Source organism: Cytobacillus pseudoceanisediminis, assembly GCF_023516215.1.
Lineage (GTDB): Bacteria > Bacillota > Bacilli > Bacillales > Cytobacillaceae > Cytobacillus > Cytobacillus pseudoceanisediminis.
The window spans coordinates 1,851,869-1,875,434 of record NZ_CP097349.1; the positions used below are offsets into that span (position 1 = coordinate 1,851,869).

At 40.1% G+C, this 23,566-nt stretch carries 20 protein-coding genes and 5 pseudogenes; 6 read left to right on the forward strand and 19 right to left on the reverse strand.

The annotated features are described in order from the left end of the window. Positions 1-274 precede the first annotated feature (274 nt). Positions 275-423 (reverse strand): annotated as a pseudogene (gene rpmG / locus M5V91_RS09910) (50S ribosomal protein L33). Next, a pseudogene (locus M5V91_RS09915) lies at positions 420-1,621 on the reverse strand (GTP-binding protein). The pseudogenes rpmG and M5V91_RS09915 overlap by 4 nt, the downstream one beginning before the upstream one ends. A gap of 298 nt (positions 1,622-1,919) precedes the next feature. Here M5V91_RS09915 and M5V91_RS09920 point away from each other — a divergent pair. Both M5V91_RS09920 and M5V91_RS09925 read left to right on the forward strand, forming a co-directional pair. Further along, positions 1,920-2,912 (forward strand): permease, encoded by a 993-nt coding sequence (locus M5V91_RS09920; protein ID WP_251175206.1) that lies wholly within the window; start codon positions 1,920-1,922, stop codon positions 2,910-2,912. A gap of 10 nt (positions 2,913-2,922) precedes the next feature. Next, the gene (locus tag M5V91_RS09925; protein WP_009334832.1) at positions 2,923-3,897 is read left to right on the forward strand and encodes a TIGR03943 family putative permease subunit; all 975 of its coding nucleotides are present in this window, start codon (positions 2,923-2,925) and stop codon (positions 3,895-3,897) included. A gap of 32 nt (positions 3,898-3,929) precedes the next feature. Here the strand turns inward: M5V91_RS09925 and M5V91_RS09930 are convergent, their stop codons facing one another. The 11 genes and pseudogenes from M5V91_RS09930 to M5V91_RS09980 all read right to left on the reverse strand — a co-directional run bounded on the left by M5V91_RS09930 (position 3,930) and on the right by M5V91_RS09980 (position 13,243). Further along, the gene (locus M5V91_RS09930) at positions 3,930-5,423 is read right to left on the reverse strand and encodes a methyl-accepting chemotaxis protein (RefSeq protein WP_369425985.1); all 1,494 of its coding nucleotides are present in this window, start codon (positions 5,421-5,423) and stop codon (positions 3,930-3,932) included. Beyond that, positions 5,405-5,617 (reverse strand): hypothetical protein, encoded by a 213-nt coding sequence (locus M5V91_RS09935; RefSeq protein WP_284522069.1) that lies wholly within the window; start codon positions 5,615-5,617, stop codon positions 5,405-5,407. Before M5V91_RS09935 ends, M5V91_RS09930 begins: the two co-directional genes overlap by 19 nt. Positions 5,618-5,982: 365 nt before the next feature. Continuing rightward, the gene (locus M5V91_RS09940; protein ID WP_251175205.1) at positions 5,983-7,011 is read right to left on the reverse strand and encodes a VanW family protein; all 1,029 of its coding nucleotides are present in this window, start codon (positions 7,009-7,011) and stop codon (positions 5,983-5,985) included. Positions 7,012-7,180: 169 nt separating this feature from the next. After that, positions 7,181-7,342 carry a hypothetical protein gene (locus M5V91_RS09945; RefSeq protein ID WP_019382458.1) on the reverse strand — a complete coding sequence of 54 codons (162 nt, stop codon included), beginning with the start codon at positions 7,340-7,342 and terminating at the stop codon, positions 7,181-7,183. 23 nt (positions 7,343-7,365) lie between these two features. Beyond that, a complete protein-coding gene (locus tag M5V91_RS09950) occupies positions 7,366-7,509 on the reverse strand; it encodes a hypothetical protein (RefSeq protein ID WP_019382459.1) in 144 nt (47 codons plus the stop codon). Positions 7,510-7,628: 119 nt separating this feature from the next. After that, on the reverse strand, positions 7,629-9,134 hold the full coding sequence (locus tag M5V91_RS09955; RefSeq protein ID WP_284522070.1) for a sodium/proline symporter: 1,506 nt from the start codon (positions 9,132-9,134) through the stop codon (positions 7,629-7,631). Continuing rightward, positions 9,124-9,249 (reverse strand): hypothetical protein, encoded by a 126-nt coding sequence (locus M5V91_RS09960; protein WP_019382461.1) that lies wholly within the window; start codon positions 9,247-9,249, stop codon positions 9,124-9,126. The genes M5V91_RS09955 and M5V91_RS09960 overlap by 11 nt, the downstream gene beginning before the upstream one ends. Before the next feature lie 23 nt (positions 9,250-9,272). Further along, entirely contained in the window at positions 9,273-10,064 is a 792-nt protein-coding gene (locus M5V91_RS09965) for an enoyl-CoA hydratase (RefSeq protein ID WP_019382462.1), read from the reverse strand. A gap of 13 nt (positions 10,065-10,077) precedes the next feature. Beyond that, positions 10,078-10,380, reverse strand: coding sequence for an AMP-binding enzyme (locus M5V91_RS09970; protein ID WP_284522071.1), 303 nt, complete (start codon positions 10,378-10,380; stop codon positions 10,078-10,080). Continuing rightward, positions 10,377-11,624: an AMP-binding protein gene (locus tag M5V91_RS09975; protein ID WP_284522072.1), complete on the reverse strand. Its 1,248-nt coding sequence runs from the start codon at positions 11,622-11,624 to the stop codon at positions 10,377-10,379. The genes M5V91_RS09970 and M5V91_RS09975 overlap by 4 nt, the downstream gene beginning before the upstream one ends. A 252-nt stretch (positions 11,625-11,876) precedes the next feature. Beyond that, positions 11,877-13,243 (reverse strand): annotated as a pseudogene (locus M5V91_RS09980) (sigma-54 interaction domain-containing protein). 171 nt (positions 13,244-13,414) lie between these two features. On the opposite strand from M5V91_RS09980, the gene M5V91_RS09985 reads away from it, so the two are divergent. After that, the gene (locus tag M5V91_RS09985) at positions 13,415-13,597 is read left to right on the forward strand and encodes a hypothetical protein (protein WP_009334884.1); all 183 of its coding nucleotides are present in this window, start codon (positions 13,415-13,417) and stop codon (positions 13,595-13,597) included. A gap of 89 nt (positions 13,598-13,686) precedes the next feature. On the opposite strand, the gene M5V91_RS09990 is transcribed toward M5V91_RS09985, so the two are convergent. Next, positions 13,687-15,228 carry a DHA2 family efflux MFS transporter permease subunit gene (locus M5V91_RS09990; RefSeq protein ID WP_251175202.1) on the reverse strand — a complete coding sequence of 514 codons (1,542 nt, stop codon included), beginning with the start codon at positions 15,226-15,228 and terminating at the stop codon, positions 13,687-13,689. A gap of 189 nt (positions 15,229-15,417) precedes the next feature. Here M5V91_RS09990 and M5V91_RS09995 point away from each other — a divergent pair, with 189 nt between their 5' ends. Further along, the gene (locus tag M5V91_RS09995; RefSeq protein WP_009334886.1) at positions 15,418-16,308 is read left to right on the forward strand and encodes a TetR/AcrR family transcriptional regulator; all 891 of its coding nucleotides are present in this window, start codon (positions 15,418-15,420) and stop codon (positions 16,306-16,308) included. A gap of 121 nt (positions 16,309-16,429) precedes the next feature. Beyond that, a pseudogene (locus tag M5V91_RS10000) lies at positions 16,430-17,919 on the forward strand (spore germination protein). Between the two features lie 25 nt (positions 17,920-17,944). On the opposite strand, the pseudogene M5V91_RS10005 reads toward M5V91_RS10000, so the two are convergent. Beyond that, a pseudogene (locus M5V91_RS10005) lies at positions 17,945-19,359 on the reverse strand (FMN-binding glutamate synthase family protein). Between the two features lie 135 nt (positions 19,360-19,494). Between M5V91_RS10005 and M5V91_RS10010 the strand changes: the two are divergent. Further along, on the forward strand, positions 19,495-19,650 hold the full coding sequence (locus M5V91_RS10010) for a hypothetical protein (RefSeq protein WP_009334889.1): 156 nt from the start codon (positions 19,495-19,497) through the stop codon (positions 19,648-19,650). Positions 19,651-19,685: 35 nt separating this feature from the next. On the opposite strand, the gene M5V91_RS10015 is transcribed toward M5V91_RS10010, so the two are convergent. The 4 genes from M5V91_RS10015 to M5V91_RS10030 all read right to left on the reverse strand — a co-directional run bounded on the left by M5V91_RS10015 (position 19,686) and on the right by M5V91_RS10030 (position 22,747). Continuing rightward, positions 19,686-20,771, reverse strand: coding sequence for a nitric oxide synthase oxygenase (locus M5V91_RS10015; protein WP_284522073.1), 1,086 nt, complete (start codon positions 20,769-20,771; stop codon positions 19,686-19,688). A 390-nt stretch (positions 20,772-21,161) separates the two neighbouring features. Next, the gene (locus M5V91_RS10020) at positions 21,162-21,449 is read right to left on the reverse strand and encodes a DUF3986 family protein (protein WP_251175200.1); all 288 of its coding nucleotides are present in this window, start codon (positions 21,447-21,449) and stop codon (positions 21,162-21,164) included. 251 nt (positions 21,450-21,700) lie between these two features. Next, a complete protein-coding gene (locus M5V91_RS10025; RefSeq protein WP_284522074.1) occupies positions 21,701-22,159 on the reverse strand; it encodes a DinB family protein in 459 nt (152 codons plus the stop codon). Between the two features lie 429 nt (positions 22,160-22,588). Further along, positions 22,589-22,747, reverse strand: a complete 159-nt coding sequence (locus M5V91_RS10030) for a hypothetical protein (protein ID WP_251175198.1) — start codon at positions 22,745-22,747, stop codon at positions 22,589-22,591. Positions 22,748-23,566 lie beyond the last annotated feature (819 nt).

Genomic DNA, 23,566 nt, shown 5'->3' on the forward strand with positions numbered 1-23,566 from the left:
ATCTGCCAGCTTATGGTTTAAGAATTCACAGCAGGGCATACCTTGTTTTCATCATTTTTAAAAATAGAGAGACCTTTCCGACATTATGAGAAAGCTGCTCTATTTTAGCTTAAAATGATTACATGTTCTGCCACATAATAGAATCTCAATTCCCATTCCGTATATCTCCTAGTTTGAGAATATCTGCAAGGCCGGGAAAAATCAACATAATTTTTCAGATTGCTCTGTTAGTTTCCGTCAGAGCTCATCCAGACATTAAAAGGAAACGATTATGTTATTTTGTCTCCCTGTGCAGGGTGTGTTTTTTTAGCTTTGGAGAGTATTTCATTAATTCAATTCTATGTGGATTATTTCTTTTATTTTGGTTGTTATATAGTTGCGATCCCCTGTTTCAATGCATGCCAAAGTAATTTTCACTCTCATACTATTTCCTCCATCATAGTAGAATTAAAAGGTGGCAGCCTGTCAGCCAGCCTGCTCCAGGCTGAACTCATTTCTTTGTCGGTTAGTAAGCAGTCATCCAGGCTTGATGCAACCTCTTCTTGTTTCATTTCCATGCCAATGAATACAAGCTCTGTCATTCTGTCTCCAAATTCCTTATCCCATCTATTAAGCAGTTCTGGGTCATTTTTTAAAATTTCGTTTCTTTCCACTTCTGGAAGGGCTGCTATCCATTCCCCGGCACCTTGCAGTGTTATGGATGGCCCTGCCTGAGACAGGAGCCCAGCCATGTCATTTCGGGAAGCCAGCCAGAAAAAGCCTTTGGCTCTCACAATATCTGCAGGGAATTCTTCTAGCCATTGCATGAATCTTTCTGGATGGAAAGGCCTTTTCCTTCTATATACAAAGGATGAAATTCCATATTCTTCAGTTTCCGGTGTATGTTCCTCATTAAGCTCCTTAATCCAGCCTGCTCCCTGGCTCGCCGTTTCAAAATCAAAAAGACGAGTATGAAGGATCTCTTCCGGTTCAACCCCTGAATTTACGGCATTAATAATTTTCGCTTCAGGATTTAACTTTTCTAATATAGCCCTAAGCTCATCAGCGCTTTCCGGATCAACCAAATCCATCTTGTTCAGCACTATAACATTTGCGAATTCTATTTGATCAATTAATAAGTCAACAATTTCCCGAACGTCACTTTCATCTGTGCCCTGTTTGCGGTCCAGCAGAGTTTCTCCGGATGCAAAGTCATGCCAAAAACGATTTGCATCTACAACTGTAACCATGGTGTCAAGAGTGCACCATTTTGAAAGGTTAATACCCAAACTTTCATCCATATAAGTAAAAGTCTGGGCAATCGGAATAGGTTCTGAGATGCCTGAGGATTCAATCAGGATATAATCGATATCCCCTTCTTTAACCAGCCTTTCCACTTCTATCATTAAGTCTTCTCTCAGGGTACAGCAGATACAGCCGTTTTGAAGCTCAACCAGCTTTTCATCGGTTCTGGTAAAACCGCCTTTTTTACCATGGATGCGTCTATGTTGACTTCACTCATATCGTTTACAATCACTGCAATTTTCTTATTGCTGCGATTATGTAGTATGTGGTTGAGCAGAGTGGTCTTTCCTGAACCTAAATAGCCGCTCAGTACAGTGACGGGTAACTTCTTTATCATGGATTCTCTCCTTTTTTCGGTATAAATAGTAATTATTACGATTTATTTTTGATTACTCCCCCTCACCCTGATTAGATATAGTGTTTACTCGAGAATATTGGTGGATTTTTATTAAATCGTAATTGTTACGATTTAAATCATATTAAAATTTTCTTACGATTGCAAGGATAGACTTTATATTTTTTTATCCTCCAATTCTCCTATCCTTTCAAAATGCTCATAATCCCATTTACAATATCATAAAATTAATATAGAGTATAAAACGAAATCATTACGATTTTAACCACAGGAGGATACTATGAATCGAGTTTTTCGCAGCCATATCATTGATATAACGGGCATAATTTTGATAGCCATTCTGGTATATTTAATATCTTTCAGCTCTGGCTTAGGTTTATCTTTTGATATTCCCCCTTCTCTGTTAAATTTGAATGTTATCTTTATCAGCATCTTAATAGAAGCGTTGCCTTTTGTCCTGATAGGTGTGCTGATTGCAGGGTTTATCCAAATTTTCATTACAGAAGACCATATAAAAAGGTGGATACCGAAAAATAGAACGGCTGCTGTTGTTATGAGCTGTGTGGCGGGCGCCCTTTTTCCAGCGTGTGAATGCGGAATTGTCCCCATTATCCGCCGTCTTATGTCCAAGGGTGTTCCAGTATATGCAGCGATTGGTTTTATGCTGACTGGGCCCTTGATTAATCCCATCGTCATTGCTTCTACATACATGGCTTTTGGAAACGATTTTGAAATGGCGGGCTTAAGAATGGGACTTGGATTCCTAATTGCTATAATAGTCGCCTTTAGTGTGAGCATCTTCTTTAAGTCCGGGCAATTGAAAAATAATCTTCATTTACCCCACAGCAGCGAATACAATCGTTCTTTCCTGGACCGGATTTGGTCGATGCTGACTCATTCAATCGATGAATTTTTTGACATGGCCAAATATTTAATAATTGGTGCTTTATTAGCTTCCATTGTACAAGTCTATATGCCAGCAAAAACATTTCTGCAAAATGCTGATAATCCGGTTGTATCCTTGCTGATCATGATGGGCTTTGCTTATGTGTTGTCACTATGCTCCGAGGCAGACGCTTTTATTGGTGCGTCATTCAGCAGCATATTTCCTAAGTCTTCCGTACTGGGGTTCCTGATCTTTGGTCCAATGATCGATTTTAAAAATACAATCATGATGCTTAGTGTGTTTCGGATGAAGTTTGTTCTTGGGGTATTAGCGCTGACCGCTTCCGTTGTCTTTTTCACGCTGGTTCTTGTACAGAATTTCATTTAGGAGGATTGCTATGAAAATCCATTTTCAGCAGGCATTGAGGGCGCTGATTCTACTGGCTTTTTGCGGACTGATTTTTCAGCTTCATTATACAGGCGATATAACCAAATATATTAATCCGAAGTATGTCCGCTTAAGTCAATCCGCTTCCATACTGTTTTTATTTTTATTTTTTATTCAGATTACCAGGATATGGAGTTCCAAAAGAGAAAAAGAGGATCACGAACACCATCACGGCGAGGATTGCTGCCACCATGACGATCATAGCTGTTCTCATCACCATGATCATGGTGATACACCGTTTACAGGTAAAAAGCTGCTTTCATACTCTATTATATTATTTCCACTTTTAACAGGATTCTTCTTACCCGCGAGGACGCTTGATGCTTCAATTGCTGAAAAGAAAGGCGGGCTGGCCATACTTGGGAATCAAAAACAAGAGGTGAATACATCGGCAGGCTCTGAAGAATCAGACTTTGACCTTGAAGACTATTCTTTTGAAGAAGAGCTGGAAGAAGTTGAGGAGCTGGAACATGACCTGTCTGTAAATGAAGAAGTAGAGGAAATATCCAATGAAGAGTTTGAGCAATTAAAAAAGGACCTTTATTCGGCTTCTGCTATTAAGATGGATGATAAAGTTTTTAGCTTGTATTATGAGGAAATCAGTAAGGATATTGATAAATTCATTGGCAGGGAAATTGAATTTCAGGGATTTATATATAAAGAAGAAGGACTTGCTTCCAATCAGCTTGTCATTTCGAGGTTTTTGATTACGCATTGTGTGGCAGATGCAAGTATGATTGGCTTTCTTTCAGAAATGGAGGAAGCTCCGGAACTCTATGATAATATGTGGGTTAAAGTTAGCGGAGTCATAGATAAGGCATCCTATAATGGGACGGAGCTTCCTCTGATTAAAATTAAGGAATGGAAAGAAATTGAGGAGCCGTTTATTCCATATCTGTATCCCTTAACCATTAAAATCTTATAATACAAATCAAAAGGGACTCAGCTGAGTCCCTTTTATAATTTAAATCTCGATACAACCTCCTGCAGTTCTTCCGCAAGCTTTGCAAGTGATCCTGCTGATGTTGATACTTCTTCCATTGTCGCGAGCTGTTCTTCTGTTGCGGCAGAAGTTTCCTGTGAAGCTGCTGCATTTTTTTCTGAAATGTCCTGCACATTTGTCATGACTTCAATGATCTGGCTGGTTAAGGCAGTCAGTTCCTCCACTGAGGATGAAACTTCCTCGACTTTATATGTTACATTACCCATTGAATCGGCGATTTCGGCAAAAGCAGCACTTGCTTCCATCGTGTCTTCAAGGCCTTCTTTTACCTGGTCATTCCCTTTCTCCATTGCCTGAACGGCCTGCTTTGTTTCTTCCTGAACAAGTCCGATCATTTGCTGAATCTGAACAGCAGATTGTTTGGAACCCTCTGCCAGTTTGCGGACTTCATCTGCGACAACCGAAAAGCCCCTGCCATGCTCACCAGCCCTTGCAGCTTCAATGGCAGCATTGAGTGCAAGCAAATTGGTCTGCTCGGCGATAGTGGTGATCAGTTCCACAATATTGCTTATTTCTCTTGATCGGGATTCGAGCGTATAAATATACTGTGTGGCATCGCCTACCGAAATATTTATTTCATTCATCTGCCTTACAACATTTTCGACTGATTTAGTGCCTTTTTTAGTTAAGAAATCAGTTTTTTCTGCTGCTTCAAGCATCAGCTCGCTGCTTGACGAAATCTGCTGCATTCCGGAAGCAATCTCTTCCATTGAAGAAGATACCTCTCTAAAACGGTAAAGCTGCTGTTCAGTGCCAAGGGCATTTTTTTGTGAAATGGCAGCAACCTGTTCAGAAGCCAATGAACTTTCCTCTGCACTCGCAGCCAGTTCCTCACTGCTTGATGCAACTTGTTCTGAAGTGCTTCTTACCTGGCTGACCACAGATCTCAAGTCTTTTACCATCTTATTTAAAGATAAAATAAACGCTCCTATTTCATCCCTGTTTTTCACTTTAATGGAGCTCTGGCTTAAATCTCCTCCAGCCACCTTGTCTATCGTGGCTGCAGCCTGATTTATCGGCCTTGAAATCATTCTGCTTATAAAATAAGCGATCGCCATCGCAGCCAGAATGGCTGCAATCGTAATGATTAAAGTAATGACCTGAGCGGATTTTACGCTGGATACTGTTTCATTTATCCCGGCATCTAATTGGGATTCGTAAAATTTTACAAGTTCATCCGCTTTTTTGTTAAAATCCTGGCTGACCTGTTTATCAGAGGTTTCAACTAATGACATGTATGCATTATTATCTTCCAGCTTAAACTTAATTTCCTTATCAATAATGCTCTGGTAGCGATCATGGAGCACTTTCAGCTCTTTCGCCAGCGCCTTTTCTTCTTTATTGGCGGTTAATTTATTCAGTTCATTAATATGATGTTCCATTCTCTTGCGGGAACTTTCATAGTCACTGAGATATGTAGAGTCGCCTGTCAGGAGGTAGCCTCGGATTCCCCTGCTTCATTCATAAGCTCTGCCTTCAGGGTTTTTACAAGCATCACTTCAGAGACACTTTCATCTAGTAAGCTTTGATAATTTCGGTTAACGTTACCGAGTTCATAATTCGATAAACCGGCTACAAGACCAAATAATAAAAGGACAGATAAAAACCCGAGGAACAGTTTTTTTGCCACAGATAATTTCATGACTTTCCTCTTTTCCAGATAAAATAGGATATTCTACTTATAATTTAACATGAACACACCTGGTAAGTCAGGTCCTTTTTACCTATCAGCTCATGTATTTACAGAAAATTCTCTTCCTTTCTCATTATTTGCATATAACAAAGAAAATGCCGCTAATCCGGCTGGCAGATTAGCGGCGACTATGCAGACCAAAGATCCTTAGGGAGGAGATCTTCTATATTATTGTATTAAGAGGGACTAAAAAGGTGTGGACAAACCCCTCCGCTTTTTGCTTATTTTTTCAGCAATTTATTCTGTCAATGCAAGAGTGGTTTAAAAACAAGACAGGCACCTTACCGGAAACCTGGTATAGGTGCATGCTGCCATCATACTGCTTTCTTCAGTAATCCTTCATATTTTTTTGCTGTTCTGATTTCAATCGTTAAAACACCATTTCCAAAGTTTGCTTTTACAAGAAGAGGGATGCCCGTAGTATTTTCAAATCTGAAGTCTTTTCCTCCATAGGACACGGTTGCATCCCTGCCCTTAGGGACATAGCCCACCGTCACGGAATGGTGGTGTTTTTCGACATAGCTGACCCCGACTTTATCGACGGCATTGAAAAGTGTGGAGGATGTTTGGCAAATACCGCCGCCAATGCCCATCACGAGCTTGCCATTAATGGCTTCTTCAGCAGGCTGATATCCATGAGCTTCATCACTGGGACCCACAGTTGTATTAAAAGAAAAATGATCTCCGACACCTAGAATAATATTATTGATGGCTTCTGCAGAGAGTTCAATATTTTTTGTTCTGCCTGCCACACCACTGTTAAAACGGGTTGTATATGACGCAACGACCACTTCACCCAGATAGGGTACATCTGCAGGGTCATATCCACTTTCAGATACATAGAGCGGCAGTTCGACATCGCCTCCGCTTACAGACGAATCAATAATCCTCTGCACCAATTCACTTTCTTCAAGGATAATTTCAGGCTGCCCCTTAATAATTTTCCCATCCGGACCTAATTTATCAAGGGTCATTCTTTGATCATACCCTTGCTTTGCATCCGTGCCCCGTGCTATTTCTTTAGCCCATTGGGCAAGTTCTGCCTTATATTTTTCATCTTCACCTCCAAAGCCCATCTCAGCAGGGCTGAAGGTTTTAAGTACTGCTTTTGTATTGGGATCGATCACATTGACCACAACCGGTTTTACTTCTTCCTTCTTTTCTTCCTCTTTGGCCTGCTCCTCTTCTTTTGCCTCCTCTTTGGACTTTTCTTCATCTTCTTTAGCCCTTTCCGCTGTCTTTTTCTCCAGCTCATTATCGCCGGCAACTTTACCTGAACACCCGGCTAATCCTATGAAACAGACAATCAACAAAAGTGATATTCCCCATTTTCGCTTACTCATTTTTCCCCCAGCTTTTTAAATATTAGCTTCCTCTCTCTATTTAGGAAACTGTTTCCATTTTCTAATTGTATTCACCGGCGATATGAGGTATTCCTGCATTGCTGCAAGTTAAGTTGTACCTTTTTTACTATTTAAAAACGCCTGCGGGTTGCAGACGTTTTACAAGCTATTATACTCCTCCGCAGCCGGACGGATTTTCCCGTTCTTTTTCATGAGAATTAACTTCACTTTCTGAAACAGATTCTAAACCATAGCCTGTTGAACTGATTTCAAGCACTTCTTCAGCCGTTTCAACTTTTGATTTTTCATTTTCATCTTTGTCCCATTTCATGCTAAAACCTCCCTATTTCTTACTTAACCTTTTATCCCATGAAGCCATTCACTATAACATTCTTTGCAGAGGATTTCTTCCCGTTCATTTTCTGCCATATCAAACGAAATCAAATGCATTTGTTTGTCCGTGATCTCTTTCGTACAATAAAAACACGTTTCTCTCATGAATAATCCTCCCTATTTGAAAGTGTTTTTATTTTGGGATCAGTGGTGCTTATTTATTCATGAAAAGTACCAGGCACCTATACCATGTTGTTAAAGCGGTATAGGTGCCTGGCGCCATTTTATGAGAAGTTAGCTGCTGCCGGATCTTCGGTTTTGGCAGATCCTTTTGGCTTATCTTCAAAGATTGGACTTGATGCAGGCTTTGTGATAAGGGAGATACCAACTAATGATATGGTCGAGATGATCATAGCAATCGCCCCTGTATCAAGTGCTGGAACATAAATTCCTTTTACTTTCAGAATGTATAGACCAAGGCTGGAGATGAACCCTAAAACAGATGAACAAATAGCAGCTGTCTTCGTTGCACGCCTCCACAATAGGCCGATGCTTAATACAGGCAGCAATGATGCTGAGAAGATACCCCATGATGCATTGCCCAGCCAGCCAACGAGATCAGGGGGATTTAGGGAAAGCAGGAATGTGACAGCTATAATCGCAAGAGTGAACCATCTGGATAGCGCCAATTCCTTTTTCTCAGACAATTTTTCACCTTTCTTAATGATCTGCTGGTAGATGTCCCTTACAATCGATGAACTCGCGACTAGAAGAAATGCTTCGCTAGTCGACATGATCGCTGCCATGACAGCAGCAAATATGATTCCTGCAACAACAGGCGGGAAAAAGTTTTCGATAAACATCGGCGCCACCATATCAGGAGTTGCCGGTGCTGCCATTTCTCCGCGATTTACCATTACTCGTGTATAAAGGCCAACAAACCACAATAAAGCTGTTATCGCGTAAGTTGAAGCCGCAATAATACAAGCCCACTTTAGCATGGAAATTTTTCTGATCATATAGAATTTGGTTACAACATGCGGCTGACCCTGATGACCGATTACGTAAATAAAGAAATAGGATATGAAAGCAAAAATTCCGATTGGGCCTGTAGTATGGAAGGCCTGAACCATATCAGGATTAATAGCTGTCAGCTCAGCATTCATTTGGGACATGCCGCCAACCATTTTCATTCCGCCTATAAAAACAATTAAAGCGCCCACAATCATGACAATCATTTGAATAAAGTCTGTCCAGACGGCACTGATCATTCCTCCGCCGACAACATATACCGTTAAAATGGCCACTCCTATAAATAAAGCAAGCTTATAATCAACCCCTAATACGGTTTCAAGCATATTGCCCAATGCTTTATATTGAGCCATCTGATAGCCAATTGCTCCGCCAAGGATGGCAAGTGCAGTAATGCCCCGCACAGTTTTGCTGTTATAGCGGATTTCCAATAAGTCCGGAATGGTCAGTGCGCCAAATTTTTGTGTAATTCTCCTCATCGGCTTTGCCAATATCAAGAAGCTTACAAAGATTCCGGCAGTGGCAAAAATACCGATCATAAAAATGGCATAGCCATGCTCATATACCAGCCCGGTCAGTCCAATAAAACCGTAACCTGACATGGTTGTGGAAGAAACAGCCAAAGCGACCAGCCACGGGCCAAATCTCCGCCCCCGGTATAGAAGGTGTCCATGTCTTTTTGGTGTCTCATGGATAATAACCCGATAACGAGTATGACAAGAAGATAAATAATTCCGATGGCCAATATCATAAAGCATCCTCCTCTTCCCCTGAATTTTTAAATGCCAATACTCCCCATATACCTGCGGCTGCCAATGACAGCGGCCAAAAACCAAATAACATAAAAGTCATTAATGGCGATAATCCAAACATACCAATACCTCCTATTCTTTTAGCTACTGATCAGTAAATTTAGGATCCCTTTTTTGAATAAAAGCACCGACACCTTCTTTTACATCTTCAGTTTGAAATACCTGTCCAAAATATTCAGCCTCGGTGATTAGTGCAATCTCAAGTTTTTGCTCATAACCTTTATCGATCGATCGTTTGGCAAAAGTAAGTGCTGGCAAAGAATGTGCACTGATTGACTCAGCAAGATCCAGAGCCATTTCAAGCGACTTTCCTTTTGGGGCAATACGGTTAATTAACCCTATCCTCCAGGCCTCCTGTGCAGATATCGGCTCACCAATGAAGATCAGCTCTTTGGCTTTTGATTTACCAACAAGACGTGAAAGCCGCTGAGTTCCTCCCGCACCTGGAAATAAGCCAAGCTTTATTTCGGGCAGCCCAATTTTTATGTGCTCCTCTCCTATCCGGATGTCACAGCTTAAAGCCAATTCACAACCGCCACCCAAAGCAAACCCATTGATGGCAGCAATCGTTGGCTGAGGCAGCCTTTCAAGTTTATTTAAGGGTTCCTGCAGCCAAAGAGACTTTTCTTTTGCGAATTCAATTCCTTTTCCCATCCAATCCGGAAAGCCTTTTATGTCGCCTCCGGCGACAAAAGCCCTTTCTCCAGCCCCTGTTATGATTACAGCCTTAATATTGGAATCGCTTTCAATCTTATCTGCTGTATGTGACAATAACTCAATTACTTCGGCACTCAGAACATTTAATGGCGGATTAGCAATCTTAATAATGGCAATATTACTTTGAACTGACCAGGAAACAGCTTTTGTCTTTTCCAAATCTGTCCCTCCTTCATGAGCTATATTGTTCTCTGAGCATGAACTTTTGAACTTTACCGGATGGTGTGCGGGGCAGTTTCTCTGTAAAGATGACTTTCCTCGGTTTTTTGTAACTCGCAAGATACTTTTTGCAGTGGTTGATAACCTCTTCTTCTGTAAGAATACAGCCATCCTTCCTGACTATGACTGCACAAACAGCTTCAATATATTTCGGATCAGGGACACCGATAATGGATACTTCTTTCACTCCCTCAAGCCGGTACAGGACATCTTCAATTTCAGCAGCGTACACATTTTCTCCACCGCTTCGGATCATATCTTTTTCCTTCCAGCAATGGATAAATATCCATCCTCATCCAGCCCTCCTAAATCACCTGTTCTGCACCATCCACCTGTAAATGTCTCTTTGGTGGCTTCCGGCTTTCGCCAATAGCCAGCTGACACTGCAGGGCTTTTGATCACAATTTCTCCAATTTCCCCTGGAGGAAGAGGCCTTCTATTTTGATCAATAATCTGGATTTCAGTCAATGGCAATGGCCTCCCTACCGTCTCGCCTTTTTTACAGGCATCTTCTGGATCCAGACAGGCCGCAATCGGCGTACCTTCTGTAAGTCCATAAACCTGAACCACCCCGATATGAGGAAAATTCACTTTTAATTTTTCAATAGCCCAAGGCATTAAAGGGTCTCCGCCTGTATAAATAGTTTTTAAATGTGTAAATCTAAAATCGGATAATGAAGACAGGTTAAGCATTTCATAAATCATAAACGGAAAGAGAAAACAGTCGGTGACTGATTCCTTTTCAATCACTGCCAGGATCCTGTTTATTTCAAAACCTTTGCTGCCGGTTATCACTACGGTACCGCCCATCATTAAAATAGGAAGCGCGATATCTTCCATCGCTCCCACATGATAGAGCGGTCCTGTTGTCATTCCAATTTCCTTGCCATTAAAATTCCATTTAAGCGCCTGCATGACAGAAAACCAATAAGTCGTTTCGTGTGTCCAGATGGCTCCTTTCGGTCTCCCGGTAGTCCCGGACGTATACATTAGCATTAAGGGATCGCTTAATCCTATGGAATCTGTATTGATTTCATCCTCGGCGCCCCCATCCAGTAAATCCCAGCCTTGAGCCCATGCAGGCTTTGATTCATCCTTATCCGCTAGACAAAGATATCTTTCCACTCCTACATGTTTACGGATGTCTTCAAGCTGAGGAGTTAGCTTTAAATGAAAACATAGTATTTTTGTACCAGAATCATTTAAGGCATACTCAAATTCATTGCTGGTCAGCCGGAAGTTTAGACGGACAGCAATAGCCCCGATTTTCGCAGCTGCAAAATACAGCGCGAAATATTCAAGACAGTTATAAAGCAGTATACCTACACGCTCGCCTTTTTTGACGCCAAGTTCCTTAAGCTTATTTGCATAGGAGTTTGAAGTCCGATGAAGACAGTCGTATGTCCATTTCCTGCCTGTTTCTTCTTTTATTGCTACTTTCATAGGGTTTTCACTATTGAAATCAAGTGCCATCTTCCGTGTAAAATGTCCAATATCCAAAAAAATCTTCCTCCTTCACTAATGTAAGCGTATACATTTTATATAAAGGCTTTCATGCTAAAAATCTATTGCAAGTTTTGTGCCAGTTTGAAAATACTTTAGATAATAGTTTTACAGCCAGATAAGCAGATTATTTTTCCGACTTTTCAGAAAGTAAATTACATATTCTTGTATTTAGCTATGTAATGCTACTAGGAAGAAAACAAAAATCCGGGATTTCGGATTGAATTCCGAGTTCCCGGATTTTTGGCATTATGAGGTAATATTATATTTTTTTATTTTATCGTAAATAGTAGAATTGCCTATTCCCAATGATTCGGCAGCTTTATTTTTGTCCTGGCTGTATTTTTTTAAGGCTGTTTCGATAGCATTCTTTTCAGTTTCCTCCAAAAGAAGTTTTAAATTTTTGATTACTGATTTCTCTTTCCCGCCTTTTAAATAATCAGGAAGTTCTTCCAATCCAATTGTTTCGCTATCCGTTAAATGGACACTGGCTTCCAGAACATTCTCTAATTCACGGATATTCCCCGGCCAGTCATATTGTTTAATCAGTGCAGCTGCTTTTGGACTTGTTCCTGTCACCCTCTTGCCTATCCGCTTTGACGCTTTCCTTAAAAAGTGTTCAGTCAGGAGGGGCAAATCAGATCTTCTCGATCTTAAAGGCGGTATAAATAACTGAACTGCATTAATCCTGTAAAACAAGTCTTCCCGGAATAAATGATCATTGATCATTTTTTCAAGTGGACGATTTGTTGCGGCAATAACACGCACATTCACTTTTTTAGGCTGCAGGGCTCCTATAGGCTCAAATTCCCTTTCCTGCAGAACTCGTAAAAGTTTCACCTGCATATGTAAAGGCATGTCCCCTACTTCATCAAGGAAAATGGTTCCCCCATCAGCCAAATGGAATTTTCCTATCTTACCGCCTTTTCTTGCGCCTGTGAATGCACCATCCTCATAGCCGAACAGCTCAGATTCCAATAAATGCTCAGGTATGGAACCGCAATTTACTTTTACAAAAGGTTTGTCGCTTCTTTCACTCAGCTGGTGAATGCTTTGTGCCAGGATCTCCTTTCCTGTACCGCTCTCCCCCTCAATAGTATGGAGATATCCCCTCTTGAAATGCGCATGACCCTTTCCTTCAGATCTATAATCTCCTCTGTTTCCCCTATCAAATCATGAAGAGAATATCTTAATCCATTTGATTCATTCCACTCGCTTCGATAATAATTAAGCTCGGATAATACCCCTTTTATATGACTGTTCAATTTCTTCCATTCATCCAAATCACGAAAAATAATCGTCCCGACTGCTCCGATAATTTGATTATTTTCGATAATCGGAATTCGATTTGCGATAACAAAATCGCCCTGCAGAAATTGCAGATCAGCAAAATCCTGCTTTCCTGTTTGTGCAACCAGGTGCATTTTGGTATTTTCAATCACCTCTGTGGCATGCCTGCCAATTACCTCGTCTCTCTGGACATCTAGAAAATCACAATAATTATTGCTCATATATTGTATGATTCCTTCAGTGTCCACGATCACAATCCCATAATATGTACATTCAAAAATTAAATCCAGCAAATGATTATTTATGAAAAGTGCTGTGTTTTTCATAATAAATCTCCTTTTTATGTACTCATTAGACATATTTTAGCATAAAAGGGCCAACTAAAAGCTGAAAATTCTAATAATTAAAACAGGGTCGATTTTAATTTATTAATCCCTACTTGACTAATCGGATAAATATGAATTAAAATAAAACTAACAAAAGGGAGGGTTCATTACATGCCATTAAACAGAGAAACGTTAATCAGCAAATTATTATCTCTATCTAAATTCCAGCATAATCATAGCTTGTTCAATTTAAGTGACCGAAAGCTGGAAGCTCTGTATCTGGATCATATTCTTTTTTCACCTCACCCTCACAGCGGACATCAATCAATCAAATTAGTTGGAAAAAATAGATAATAAGAAAGCCTGCTAATGCTCAGAATGCATAGCAGGCTTTTTCATATAACCATAAAAAAGAGGGAATCCTAAGATTCCCCCTCTTCTAACTAATTTTTTGCTAATTTAGGCACCATATTCTCCTGCTTTGGCTCTTCAACCGAGTCTTCCATTGGTATTGCACGTTGAATGAAGAAGGCCAGAACCAGTGCAGCTGCTGCGATGAAGGTTGCTACGAAGAAAGCATCGTTGATTCCCTCGAGCATGGCTTTCATTAAAACTTGCTGCTGCATTTCCGCCACAGCGGCTTCAGTCATTTGGCCGCCATTAGCCATAGCCCCGCCTTTCATCGCTTCTTTCGCGATTTCAGCAGCATGCGTTTCTGTCCTTGTTGACATAACTGTTACCAATAAGGCTGTACCAATGGCTCCTGCCACCTGGTTCAGCGTGTTGTTCATTGCTGTTCCATGAGGATAAAGTCTTCTTGGCAGCTGGTTCAAGCCATTCGTAGAAACTGGCATCATGACCATGGACATCCCAAACATCCTGATTGAGTTCAGAATTATCAGCTGTGTATAAGTTGTTTCCAGAGTCAGCCTGCTGAATGCATAAGTAGTTCCAACTGTAATGGCTAACCCAATGATCGCCAGTATCCGGCCGCCGATTTTATCGAACAGCTTTCCTGTTAATGGCGACATCACGGCCATAACAATGGCACCTGGAAGCATCATCAATCCTGCATCCAGCGGTGAAATTCCCCTTAGTGTCTGAACATAAATCGGAATCAGAATCATCCCGGAGAACAGCGCCATATTTACGGTCATGCTGATGGCTGATGACAAGGCAAACATCGGGTACTTATATACCCCAAAGTTGAGCATTGGACGATCAGATTTCGATTGTTTTAGGATAAACCATACTAAGCTGATGACACCTACAGCAATTGTCAAATATACATGAGGGCTATCCCAGCCTTTGTTCCCTGCAGAACTGAATCCATAAAGTATTCCGCCAAACCCTACACTTGATAGAATTAGGGAAAACAGGTCCAGACGAATATTCACTTTTTCCTTTTTGTCTTTTAGCATGACGGCACCAAGCACTAGTATGACACCGGCAATTGGTGAAAGGAAGTGGAATAGCATTCTCCAATCATAATGTTCAATAATCCATCCGGAAAGAGTAGGCCCAATAGCAGGGGCAAACATTAAGATCAGGCCAAATACACCCATGGCTGCTCCGCGTTTTTCCACCGGAAAGCTGATCAGCATAACATTCATTAACAAAGGCATCATGATTGCCGATCCTGATGCCTGCAGCATTCTGCCTGCCAGCAATACCGGGAATGCATGAGCAACACCCGCTACAAGCGTACCAATTGTAAATAGCCCCATTGCCACAATAAATAACCTGCGGACTGTATATTTTTCAATTAAAAAGGCAGTAGCCGGGATCAAAATACCATTTACCAGCATAAAGCCGGTAGTCAGCCACTGCACTGTTGCCGCTTCAATTTCTAAATCTGCCATAATAGATGGCAAGGCAATATTTAACAATGTATTATTCAAAAAGGCAATAAATGCCCCAATCATTAAAACAGCCAGAATCCCATAGGGCGGTCGATCTGTTTTTTTATTTATTGCTTGTTCCATTTGCATTTTTCCTCCTGTACTATCAGTTCATTCTTTTATACTTGCGTTACACACAAACCATATAATATACCATGAGTACAATTTTTGCAACAAAAAAATCCTTGTTAAATAGAGGGTTTGTGAAAAGTCTTAGAATGATGTACTATTAAATTATACACACAGTTCAAATAAAATGACAGGTGATAATAAATGAATGACAGGAAACTGCATGTAATAGAAAAAGCACATCAATTATTCCTGGATAAAGGGTTTCAAGCTACCTCCATTCAGGATATTTTAGAATACAGCGGGATCTCTAAAGGAACCTTCTATAATTATTTTTCCTCAAAAAATGAGCTGCTTATGTCCATTTTTAAAACATTGCATAAAAAAATGGAGGATGAACGCAATAAGCTCCTTATTGGCCAGGATCCAAGCAGCTTAGAAGTATTCACACAGCAGATAGAATTACAAATGAATATGAATCGGACGAATAAATTGGTTGCCCTTTTTGAAGAAGTGCTTGTTTCAAATGATCCTGAACTCAAGCAGTTCATTAAAGAAGGCCAGCTTAGAATGGTGGATTGGATTTTCAACCGGTTTATTGAAATTTTTGGTGAAGACAAGAAACCCTATTTGCTGGACTGCGCTGTGATGTTCCTTGGAATCCTCCATCATAACGTAAAATACTATACAAAATTCTTTGAGTTCTCTTCAAGCATTAATCCTGTGGTCCGTTATAGTGTAGAAAGAATCAGGAAGGTCGTTGAAGAGGTCAGTTCTGCCGATGAATACCTGCTGAAGCCTGAACTGATTGAAAACAGATTTAAGCAGACAGATCATAGAAATGTGCATATTCTTTGCAAATCCATTTTGACTTTAAAAAAGTCCATACAGCAGGAATCTCAGAACGATTGCATGGATCTTCTGGACTTTATTCAGGAAGAAATGGTTCATTCGAAAAAGCCAAGAAAATTTCTCATTGATAGCGCACTGAATACGTTGCGCAGCTGCATTTCCTTTTTGGATGCTAAAGAATTTGAGAATCTTGAAATGCTTGTTTCTGCCTGTTTTAAACAGCCGGAAGAAGAACCCGTGTAATTAAAAATGCCTTCCTCCTTCTTCAGGAAGGCTTTTTTAGCTATTCCCCGTCTATTCATTCATAATCCTTCCAAAAACGGTAACACTACACATAATGCCGAAACAAACTGGTGATTTGTGTATGAAAAAAGAGTTAAAAAAGAAGAAGAATATATCCGAGTATGAATTTGTCGAGCTGGAAAAGTCCTTTTCACGATCTCACGATTTCCAAAAGGTAAATTATAGCAATAGGCAAACAGGTCTCTGTTTTTCTTTTATTTATTTCAAAACACTGACTGACCAAAAAATGATCACCAAGAGTTTGCTTCCTCAGCTTCTTCAGGGTGAGTTCAACAAGATCGATGATTTGAAAAAGCTTTTGCCATCGGCAAGCATACAAATTTGTGAGGATCTTTCAAAAGCAGAACATTTGCTTTTAAATGGCTATGTGATGGTTACAGTAGAAGCAGAAAAGCAAAAAGCGGCTTTTATGGCTGCTAAATGTTCATATGTAAGGGAGCTGACGCATCCGGAAGTCGAGCAAACGGTTATTGGACCGAAGGAAGCTTTTGTCGAGTCTTTAGACAATAATTTAAATTTAATCCGCAAACGGCTGCCCGTCTCTGAACTGATCATTGAGGAATATATAATCGGAAGCATATCCAGAACAGTGGTGGCCGTTCTCTATATTGAGGGAATCACGAATGCAGATTATGTCAGCATGGTTAAAGAAAGAATTGAAAATATCGATTTTGATGAAATCACTGACAGTTCTTATATTGGACAGCTCATTTCTGATAATAAGAACTCTCCTTTCCCTCAGCTGCTCGATACAGAAAGACCGGACAGGGCAGCCGCTGTCCTTGCAGAAGGAAAAATCGTGATCGCCATAGATGGGTCACCGCATGTGCTGATTACCCCTACAACGTTTTCTGAATTCTTCAGTTCCTTTGAGGATTATTTTTTAAATTGGACTATCGCTTCTTTTGCAAGAATATTGCGGGCCTTTTCTGTTATATTTTCCATACAGATCACGTCCATTTATGTTGCAACGCTTACTTATCATATGGAGCTTATCCCCACGGATTTGTTAGGTACACTGGTGACTTCAAGACAGCATATTCCCCTGCCGCCTTTCTATGAAGCTTTAATGCTTGAACTGGTAATTGAGCTTTTAAGAGAAGCTGGAGCCAGACTGCCCACGAAAGTCGGGCAGACAATCGGTATCGTAGGAGGGATTGTCATTGGAACTGCATCTGTACAGGCAGGACTGACAAGTAATGTCTTGTTAATTATTATCGCATTGGCAGCTCTTGCCTCTTTTACAACACCTGTTTACAAGATGAATAATACGATTCGATTTCTAAGATTTCCGTTTTTAATTTTCGCCAATTTATGGGGTTTTGTAGGTGTGTTGTTCTGTTCCTGCATCTTGCTGACGCATATGATCAGGCTTACCTCTCTCGGAAGACCGTTTTTGGAGCCGTTTTACCCGCCAAGATACCGGGACTTGAAAGATTCATTTCTCAGATTTCCGTTTCAGCCTTTAAGGCCGGTGTATTTAAGAACTCAGAATCCGCATCGGTTTCAGCCCCTCAGAAATCAAAAGTTAAGAGAGATATTGATGAATAACAGCCTGGCTAAAAGCGCCAGGCTGTTATTCAGTTTTCTTTGATTTGTCTTCCCAAGGTTCAAAGGAAAATGGAATCCCGATCATTTTTGCCGTCATCTCATCATAGGACACAAGATCTTTCTTGGACAGTTCTTTTAAAGTCTTTTTCCCCATGGCTCGCAAAGCCATTTTGATTTCCTCCGTGCTCGCGGTTAAAAACTTTTCTGCAGATTTTGTCCCATCTTCGATTTTAAAGGTATCCTTGAATTTACCTTCGTTCCACACAGATTGTGTTGGCGGTTCAAAAGGCAGCGAATTCAAAGTCTGCTTATGGGAAACAGTAAACAGCATAACAGATCCAAGGTAGACAGCATCAGCGCCAAGAGCGAGGACTTTTAAAAAGTGTCCTGGTGTGAAGAGGCCGCCTGATACAATTAAGCTGATTTCCCCCTTCTTTTTCGTTTTTCAAGGTGATTGGATGCACGGATGAGAGCATGTAAAGTTGGAATCCCAAAATCATCTGACAATAAAGGCGGCGCACCGACAGATGCTCCCTGGCCCCCATCAACTGCTATAAAATCAACGCCCATTTCGATTAAATGGTCAATGTCTTCTTCTATTTTTCCTCCTGCCCCTATTTTTGCACCAATTGGAACACCTCCGGTCATACTGCGGAGTTCATCCACCAGTTCCTTTAAATCCTTCAATGTCTGTTTATCAAAAAAGTGTTCCATTATATGCGCAGTTTCATTTTCCTTTAAGCCCATTACTTCCCTTGCACGGCCGGTTAAATTTTCAGGAGATATGTTTCCTCCCATCCCCATTACAGCTCCCTGCCCCAGCTTAATTTCAATCATGTCGGCACGTTTGATGGTTTTTTCTTCCTTCCCCCATTCGGTTTTCGAGAACTGAAGGATATACTTTCCTGCACTTTCAAGCTCTTCGGGAAGGATTCCTCCTTCACCGGAATTGACAGCCGTACCTGTATTCTTGGCAGCTGTTGCCAGCGCAATTTTCACTTGCTCACTCAATGCTATTCCATAGGCCATTCCACTAATCATCAGGGGTATTTTGATTTTCATTGGTTTTTTCGCTTTTGGCCCGATTGTCACCTTCACATCAACATCTTCATCCCCGTCAATCGGAAAGGGCGAAGTCTGTGCAGGAATAAAGGTAATCTCATCGAAATGAGGCCATTTTTTCGAAGAGCCAAATGGGCGGTGCAGGACATCACCCGTTTCGGCTCGCAGGTTATTTTCAAGTGCATTTTGAATGCCCATATGCTTGAAACCAGGGATCAGCTCAATGAGATTTTCCTGGTAGCTGTCTGTCATAATTATTTTCCCTGCCTGCTTAACGAGCCGCTTCATGATCCAGCGCCAGCCGATCAACATTAAAATTAAAAAGATAAATAATATAAAAATCATAGCCAGAGTTGCAATCAATAATATATTTGTCATACGTTTTCTCCAAAAGATCTTTTAGCCTCCATTATTTCCATTGGAAGGGAATTTAACCTATGACTTCTCGGTTTTTGGAATAATCATTAAGCGGGAAGTAAATTCTATGAAAAATTAGTAAAATGAGGTGAAGTGATGGACAACCGCGATACTATTCAGCCGGATAATATGGATGAACAGAATCAAGTTAAAGGAAGTCTTCTTGAATCTATGATGGAGCCTATGGACCAGCTTTCCAAGATTCCTCCTGAGAAGACAGACCGGAGAACCAGTGATGAAGAGATGAATTAACCAATGCAGAAAGCCAGCATGATTGATGCCGGCTTTCATTTTTGATAAGGAGTATCCTGATAGAAGTAATTAGGCGTTTTTACTTCATTAATATACTGTTTATGAAAAATGTGTGTAGCTGCAGGGGATACGGGCGGGATCAGCCAGGTCCAGTCACCGGTCAGATCCCTTCCCTGGCCCTTTTCGTTTTCTTCAAATTTCTTGAACTGCTGTGCAGCAGTATGATGGTCTACTATGCTGACACCTTCTTTTTTAAATGAATGCAATACAGCTGCATTCAATTCCACCAGTGCCCGATCCTTCCAAAGCGAAGAATGCGACCTGGTATCCAGCCCCAATAATGAGGCAATCTGCGGGAGCACGTCATAACGAAAATCGTCTGCCAGGTTTCGCGCACCAATTTCAGTACCCATATACCAGCCATTAAAAGGGGCTGCTTTGTAGGAAATGCCCCCAATTTCCAGCTTCATATCCGATATCATCGGGACTGCGTACCATTTCAAGCCGAGGTCACTGAACCAATTATATTCTGGATGCACAATCGCGACTTCGAGAATCAGCTCTTCAGGTATTTCCCTTAATCGGGGCTGCTGATTGTACATTTGAACAACTAATGGCAGCACATCAAATTTGCCGTACTTCGGCTCCCAGCCCAATTTCACGCATTGTTTAGTAAAAGGGATGGAGTGGGGATCGCCAATAATCCCATCCGCAGTCTCATAGCCAGCATACCGGATTAGCTGATGGTTCCAAATTCTGATTTTCTGTTCGGAAGTGTCAGGAGAGAAGATGGTGATGGCCGGACGAAGCCTGCCATTGTTAGTGGCAAATTGTATATGTTCAAACAGAGCAGAAAATACTTCATCCGCTTCTTTCGCCTCCCGCTTATCCAAAACTTTTAGATGATCCCAGAACAGTCTCCCTATACAGCGATTGCTATTTCGCCAGGCAGCTTTGGCACCAAATTCCAATTCTTCATAAGTATGTTCATAAACTCCGTGCTCTGCAATTGAATATTCGATTTCCATTAGTCTGTTGCTTAGTTCAGCAGGACTTCTATTCTGTTCACTATAAAACATTTTTATAAATTCTGCTGCTTTTTCAAATAAGTCCTTTTTCAAAGATAAATCCTCCCAGAATAGACTATTGGTTAATGATAGCATAGGGAAGGTTGGGGAGAAAGAAATGATGTTCTGGGGTTTGCCGGATCGTCTAAGGATGTTGGTTTAGAGTGGACTTGGCAAAATTATCTTTCTGATTAACATCCGTTATTAAAGAGGGGTTTCTTTTTCGTCGTTATTCATTTCGATTAGCTCTCATTTTTTGAGTAGAGGTTTCTTTTTCGCCATCCTTAGAGTAAAGGGTTCCGTTTAGAACTGCTTTTTAAAAAATCTGCACCGAAATGACAGCCCTTTTGACAAGGTTTATGTCGGATAAAAAAGCAAAACTCGCCCTTTCATAAAACTGCCCCGTAAGAACAACAAAAAACCCAGCAGCAGTCATCTTCTTCATTAACCAACAATTAAGATTATCTTATTAATGGATAACCATTGCTTAAACTGGTATACCCCACTATCATAATCAATTTCTTTATTGCGTATTGAAAAAATTCTCGTTCCGTATGAGTTTAGTGTTAATTCGTTTACTGGGGTATTATTTTTAATCCCATACGCTTTAAAGTCAAAGAATATATCCCATATATCCTCTGATTTTCTTTTAAATGCTATCGACTCATAATCACAATCATCCTGGTAATAACCTAAATGCAGATGATATTTATCATCATACAAATTATCCATTAAGCACCTCTTTTTTTATCATTTAAATTTCGAAGATAAAAATCAACAATTCTTCTTCATATTCCTCAATAAAAAAAGTTTGTTCAATATGGTATTCAACAAAAATAGCGGTTAATGCTTCCGAACTCAACGACTCGCTACTTTCTTAACAAACTCATAATCTACATAAAACCGAATAAGCAGCAGAATAAGTAAATTAAATTATCACACCCAGAATATACAGAAACCGGCTATATTGCTTTCTATTTGCACTATTTATAGGAATGAGAGGAAAGACCCCGACCAATAAGGTTTGCAGAAACAGGGTTTATTCCAATATCCCTTGCCCAAATTGATAATTGTCCTATATGGTGAATTTCATGAGCAATAGTATGACGCATAATCTCACCCCAGGTATCCGTCACTATTCTTCCATCTGGTAAGGTATCGTAAAATAAACGATTTTCCATACTGGCATCCCAATTTTTCACAAAGTTTTCTACTTCTAAATGAAATTCAGCGTCCAATTTTCGAACCTTATTCAAACTTTTATAACCATCGAAACTCTCTTGAAAGTCGGTTTTTCCTTGTAAGAGCCGTATCCAGCTCCATTCGACATCAACTATATGGAAAAGTGTATACAAAATACTTCCCATTCCACCCGTTCGGTTTTGCTGGAGTTCTTCTTCACTTAACTCTTCACACCAGCGATAACAGTCTTCTCTTACCATCCAGTTATATTTAAAAAAATTTGCAAAAAGCCCCTCCTTATTTAGGAAATAATTGACCTTGAAAAAAACAGTATAAAAGCAAAACGAAACATTGTTAATTATTACTATTTCACAATTATTATTAGAATTCCTTGTTCCACAAACCTGCCCTATAGTTTTTATAAAAAAAGCTGACCGGAATGGAAGCCTGTATTTAGCACCGATTTCTGGAAATAAAATTCTTTAGTACAAGGCATTAAATCTCTTTTACCATTTTAGTACTTCAGTTTCATAGTTTAAATGCCTATAGAAATTTACCGCACGATCATTCTTGGCAAAGACATCAGGAAGAGTTGATGATATCCTTTTTGCTGAGCCCAACTACTGCCTTCTCCATTAGGCTCTTACCGATACCCTTCCCTTCACCTTTAGATGAAACTGCAATGGCTACTAGGTTCCTTGTTCTATACCGCTTAAAAAATCTTTATGTGGTTTTACTTCTATGAAACCTAATAAATCCCCTGTCTCTTCCTCTGCCACAAAGATCTCTGTATAAAGTGAAGGATCGTTAAGAGATTCTTCAGCTATTTTTAATTGTGCCTCTTCCATTTTTTGAGGATCACGCGGCCATAAGGTCGAATTTCGCAAACCGTGTTGAAAGACTTACAAGAAAAGCTTTATCTGTCTCTTTATATGGTCTAATATTCATTCTATTCCCCTTTAAATTGAATTTTTTCTATCCATCAAGAATAAATAATTCTCCTCTCTTTAAAATAATCCCTTTTTTCGCTAACCTGCCTTTTTAGTAAAATAATAAACAGCCACCAAATATGGCAGCTGATCTTTAAAATACACACAATTAATTGATAAACGTCCTTTTTCTTAGTGCAAAGTTTGGTTACGGATGAAACATCAATAAGACCATCTGAAATACTTAAATCCCTTTTCTTTGGGTAAGATAAAAATAAAGAGTAAAGATAAGGCAAGCTTTCCAGTTTACTCGCTTAAGCCATGCTCCTTACTCGCATCCTCATTCAATTTTGAACATATACTACAGATCAATTCACAGGGTAGCTGCAAATCTGCGGGTGTTTTTGTATTTTAAATTAGATAATTTCACAAGCACTGGGCATAATACTTCTGGAGTAAGGGCTTTGTATATTCTCCTTGTATATTGAATAAGTTTCAGCCCTTTCTCTTAGTACATGAGGTGATATCATGCTTCATTGGATAGATCAACATATTTTAAACACTCCCTGGTTTTTACTAGCTATTTCAACAATAATTTTTTTACTTGGGCTATAGCTACTACCCTGGTATATATAGCGGGAAGAAAAGATTAATGAAACAAGATGCTTATTAATACAACTTCTTCGAACTTTGCAGGAACATTATAATTTTTAAATGTCTGGGAACAAAAAAGTAATA

What these genes read in the sequence shown, in the direction of transcription:
- M5V91_RS09935 (WP_284522069.1), bottom strand. Translation starts at nt 5,617, where the DNA reads ATGAAATTATCTGTGGCAAAAAAACTGTTCCTCGGGTTTTTATCTGTC.
- M5V91_RS10030 (WP_251175198.1), bottom strand. Translation starts at nt 22,747, where the DNA reads ATGGAAGAGGCACAATTAAAAATAGCTGAAGAATCTCTTAACGATCCT.
- M5V91_RS09970 (WP_284522071.1), bottom strand. Translation starts at nt 10,380, where the DNA reads ATGATCCGAAGCGGTGGAGAAAATGTGTACGCTGCTGAAATTGAAGAT.
- M5V91_RS09985 (WP_009334884.1), top strand. Translation starts at nt 13,415, where the DNA reads ATGCCATTAAACAGAGAAACGTTAATCAGCAAATTATTATCTCTATCT.
- M5V91_RS10010 (WP_009334889.1), top strand. Translation starts at nt 19,495, where the DNA reads ATGGACAACCGCGATACTATTCAGCCGGATAATATGGATGAACAGAAT.
- M5V91_RS09940 (WP_251175205.1), bottom strand. Translation starts at nt 7,011, where the DNA reads ATGAGTAAGCGAAAATGGGGAATATCACTTTTGTTGATTGTCTGTTTC.
- M5V91_RS09920 (WP_251175206.1), top strand. Translation starts at nt 1,920, where the DNA reads ATGAATCGAGTTTTTCGCAGCCATATCATTGATATAACGGGCATAATT.
- M5V91_RS09945 (WP_019382458.1), bottom strand. Translation starts at nt 7,342, where the DNA reads ATGAAATGGGACAAAGATGAAAATGAAAAATCAAAAGTTGAAACGGCT.
- M5V91_RS09995 (WP_009334886.1), top strand. Translation starts at nt 15,418, where the DNA reads ATGAATGACAGGAAACTGCATGTAATAGAAAAAGCACATCAATTATTC.
- M5V91_RS09950 (WP_019382459.1), bottom strand. Translation starts at nt 7,509, where the DNA reads ATGAGAGAAACGTGTTTTTATTGTACGAAAGAGATCACGGACAAACAA.
- M5V91_RS09960 (WP_019382461.1), bottom strand. Translation starts at nt 9,249, where the DNA reads ATGTTTGGATTATCGCCATTAATGACTTTTATGTTATTTGGTTTTTGG.
- M5V91_RS09990 (WP_251175202.1), bottom strand. Translation starts at nt 15,228, where the DNA reads ATGGAACAAGCAATAAATAAAAAAACAGATCGACCGCCCTATGGGATT.
- M5V91_RS10020 (WP_251175200.1), bottom strand. Translation starts at nt 21,449, where the DNA reads ATGGATAATTTGTATGATGATAAATATCATCTGCATTTAGGTTATTAC.
- M5V91_RS09925 (WP_009334832.1), top strand. Translation starts at nt 2,923, where the DNA reads ATGAAAATCCATTTTCAGCAGGCATTGAGGGCGCTGATTCTACTGGCT.
- M5V91_RS09955 (WP_284522070.1), bottom strand. Translation starts at nt 9,134, where the DNA reads ATGCTTTATGATATTGGCCATCGGAATTATTTATCTTCTTGTCATACT.
- M5V91_RS10025 (WP_284522074.1), bottom strand. Translation starts at nt 22,159, where the DNA reads ATGGTAAGAGAAGACTGTTATCGCTGGTGTGAAGAGTTAAGTGAAGAA.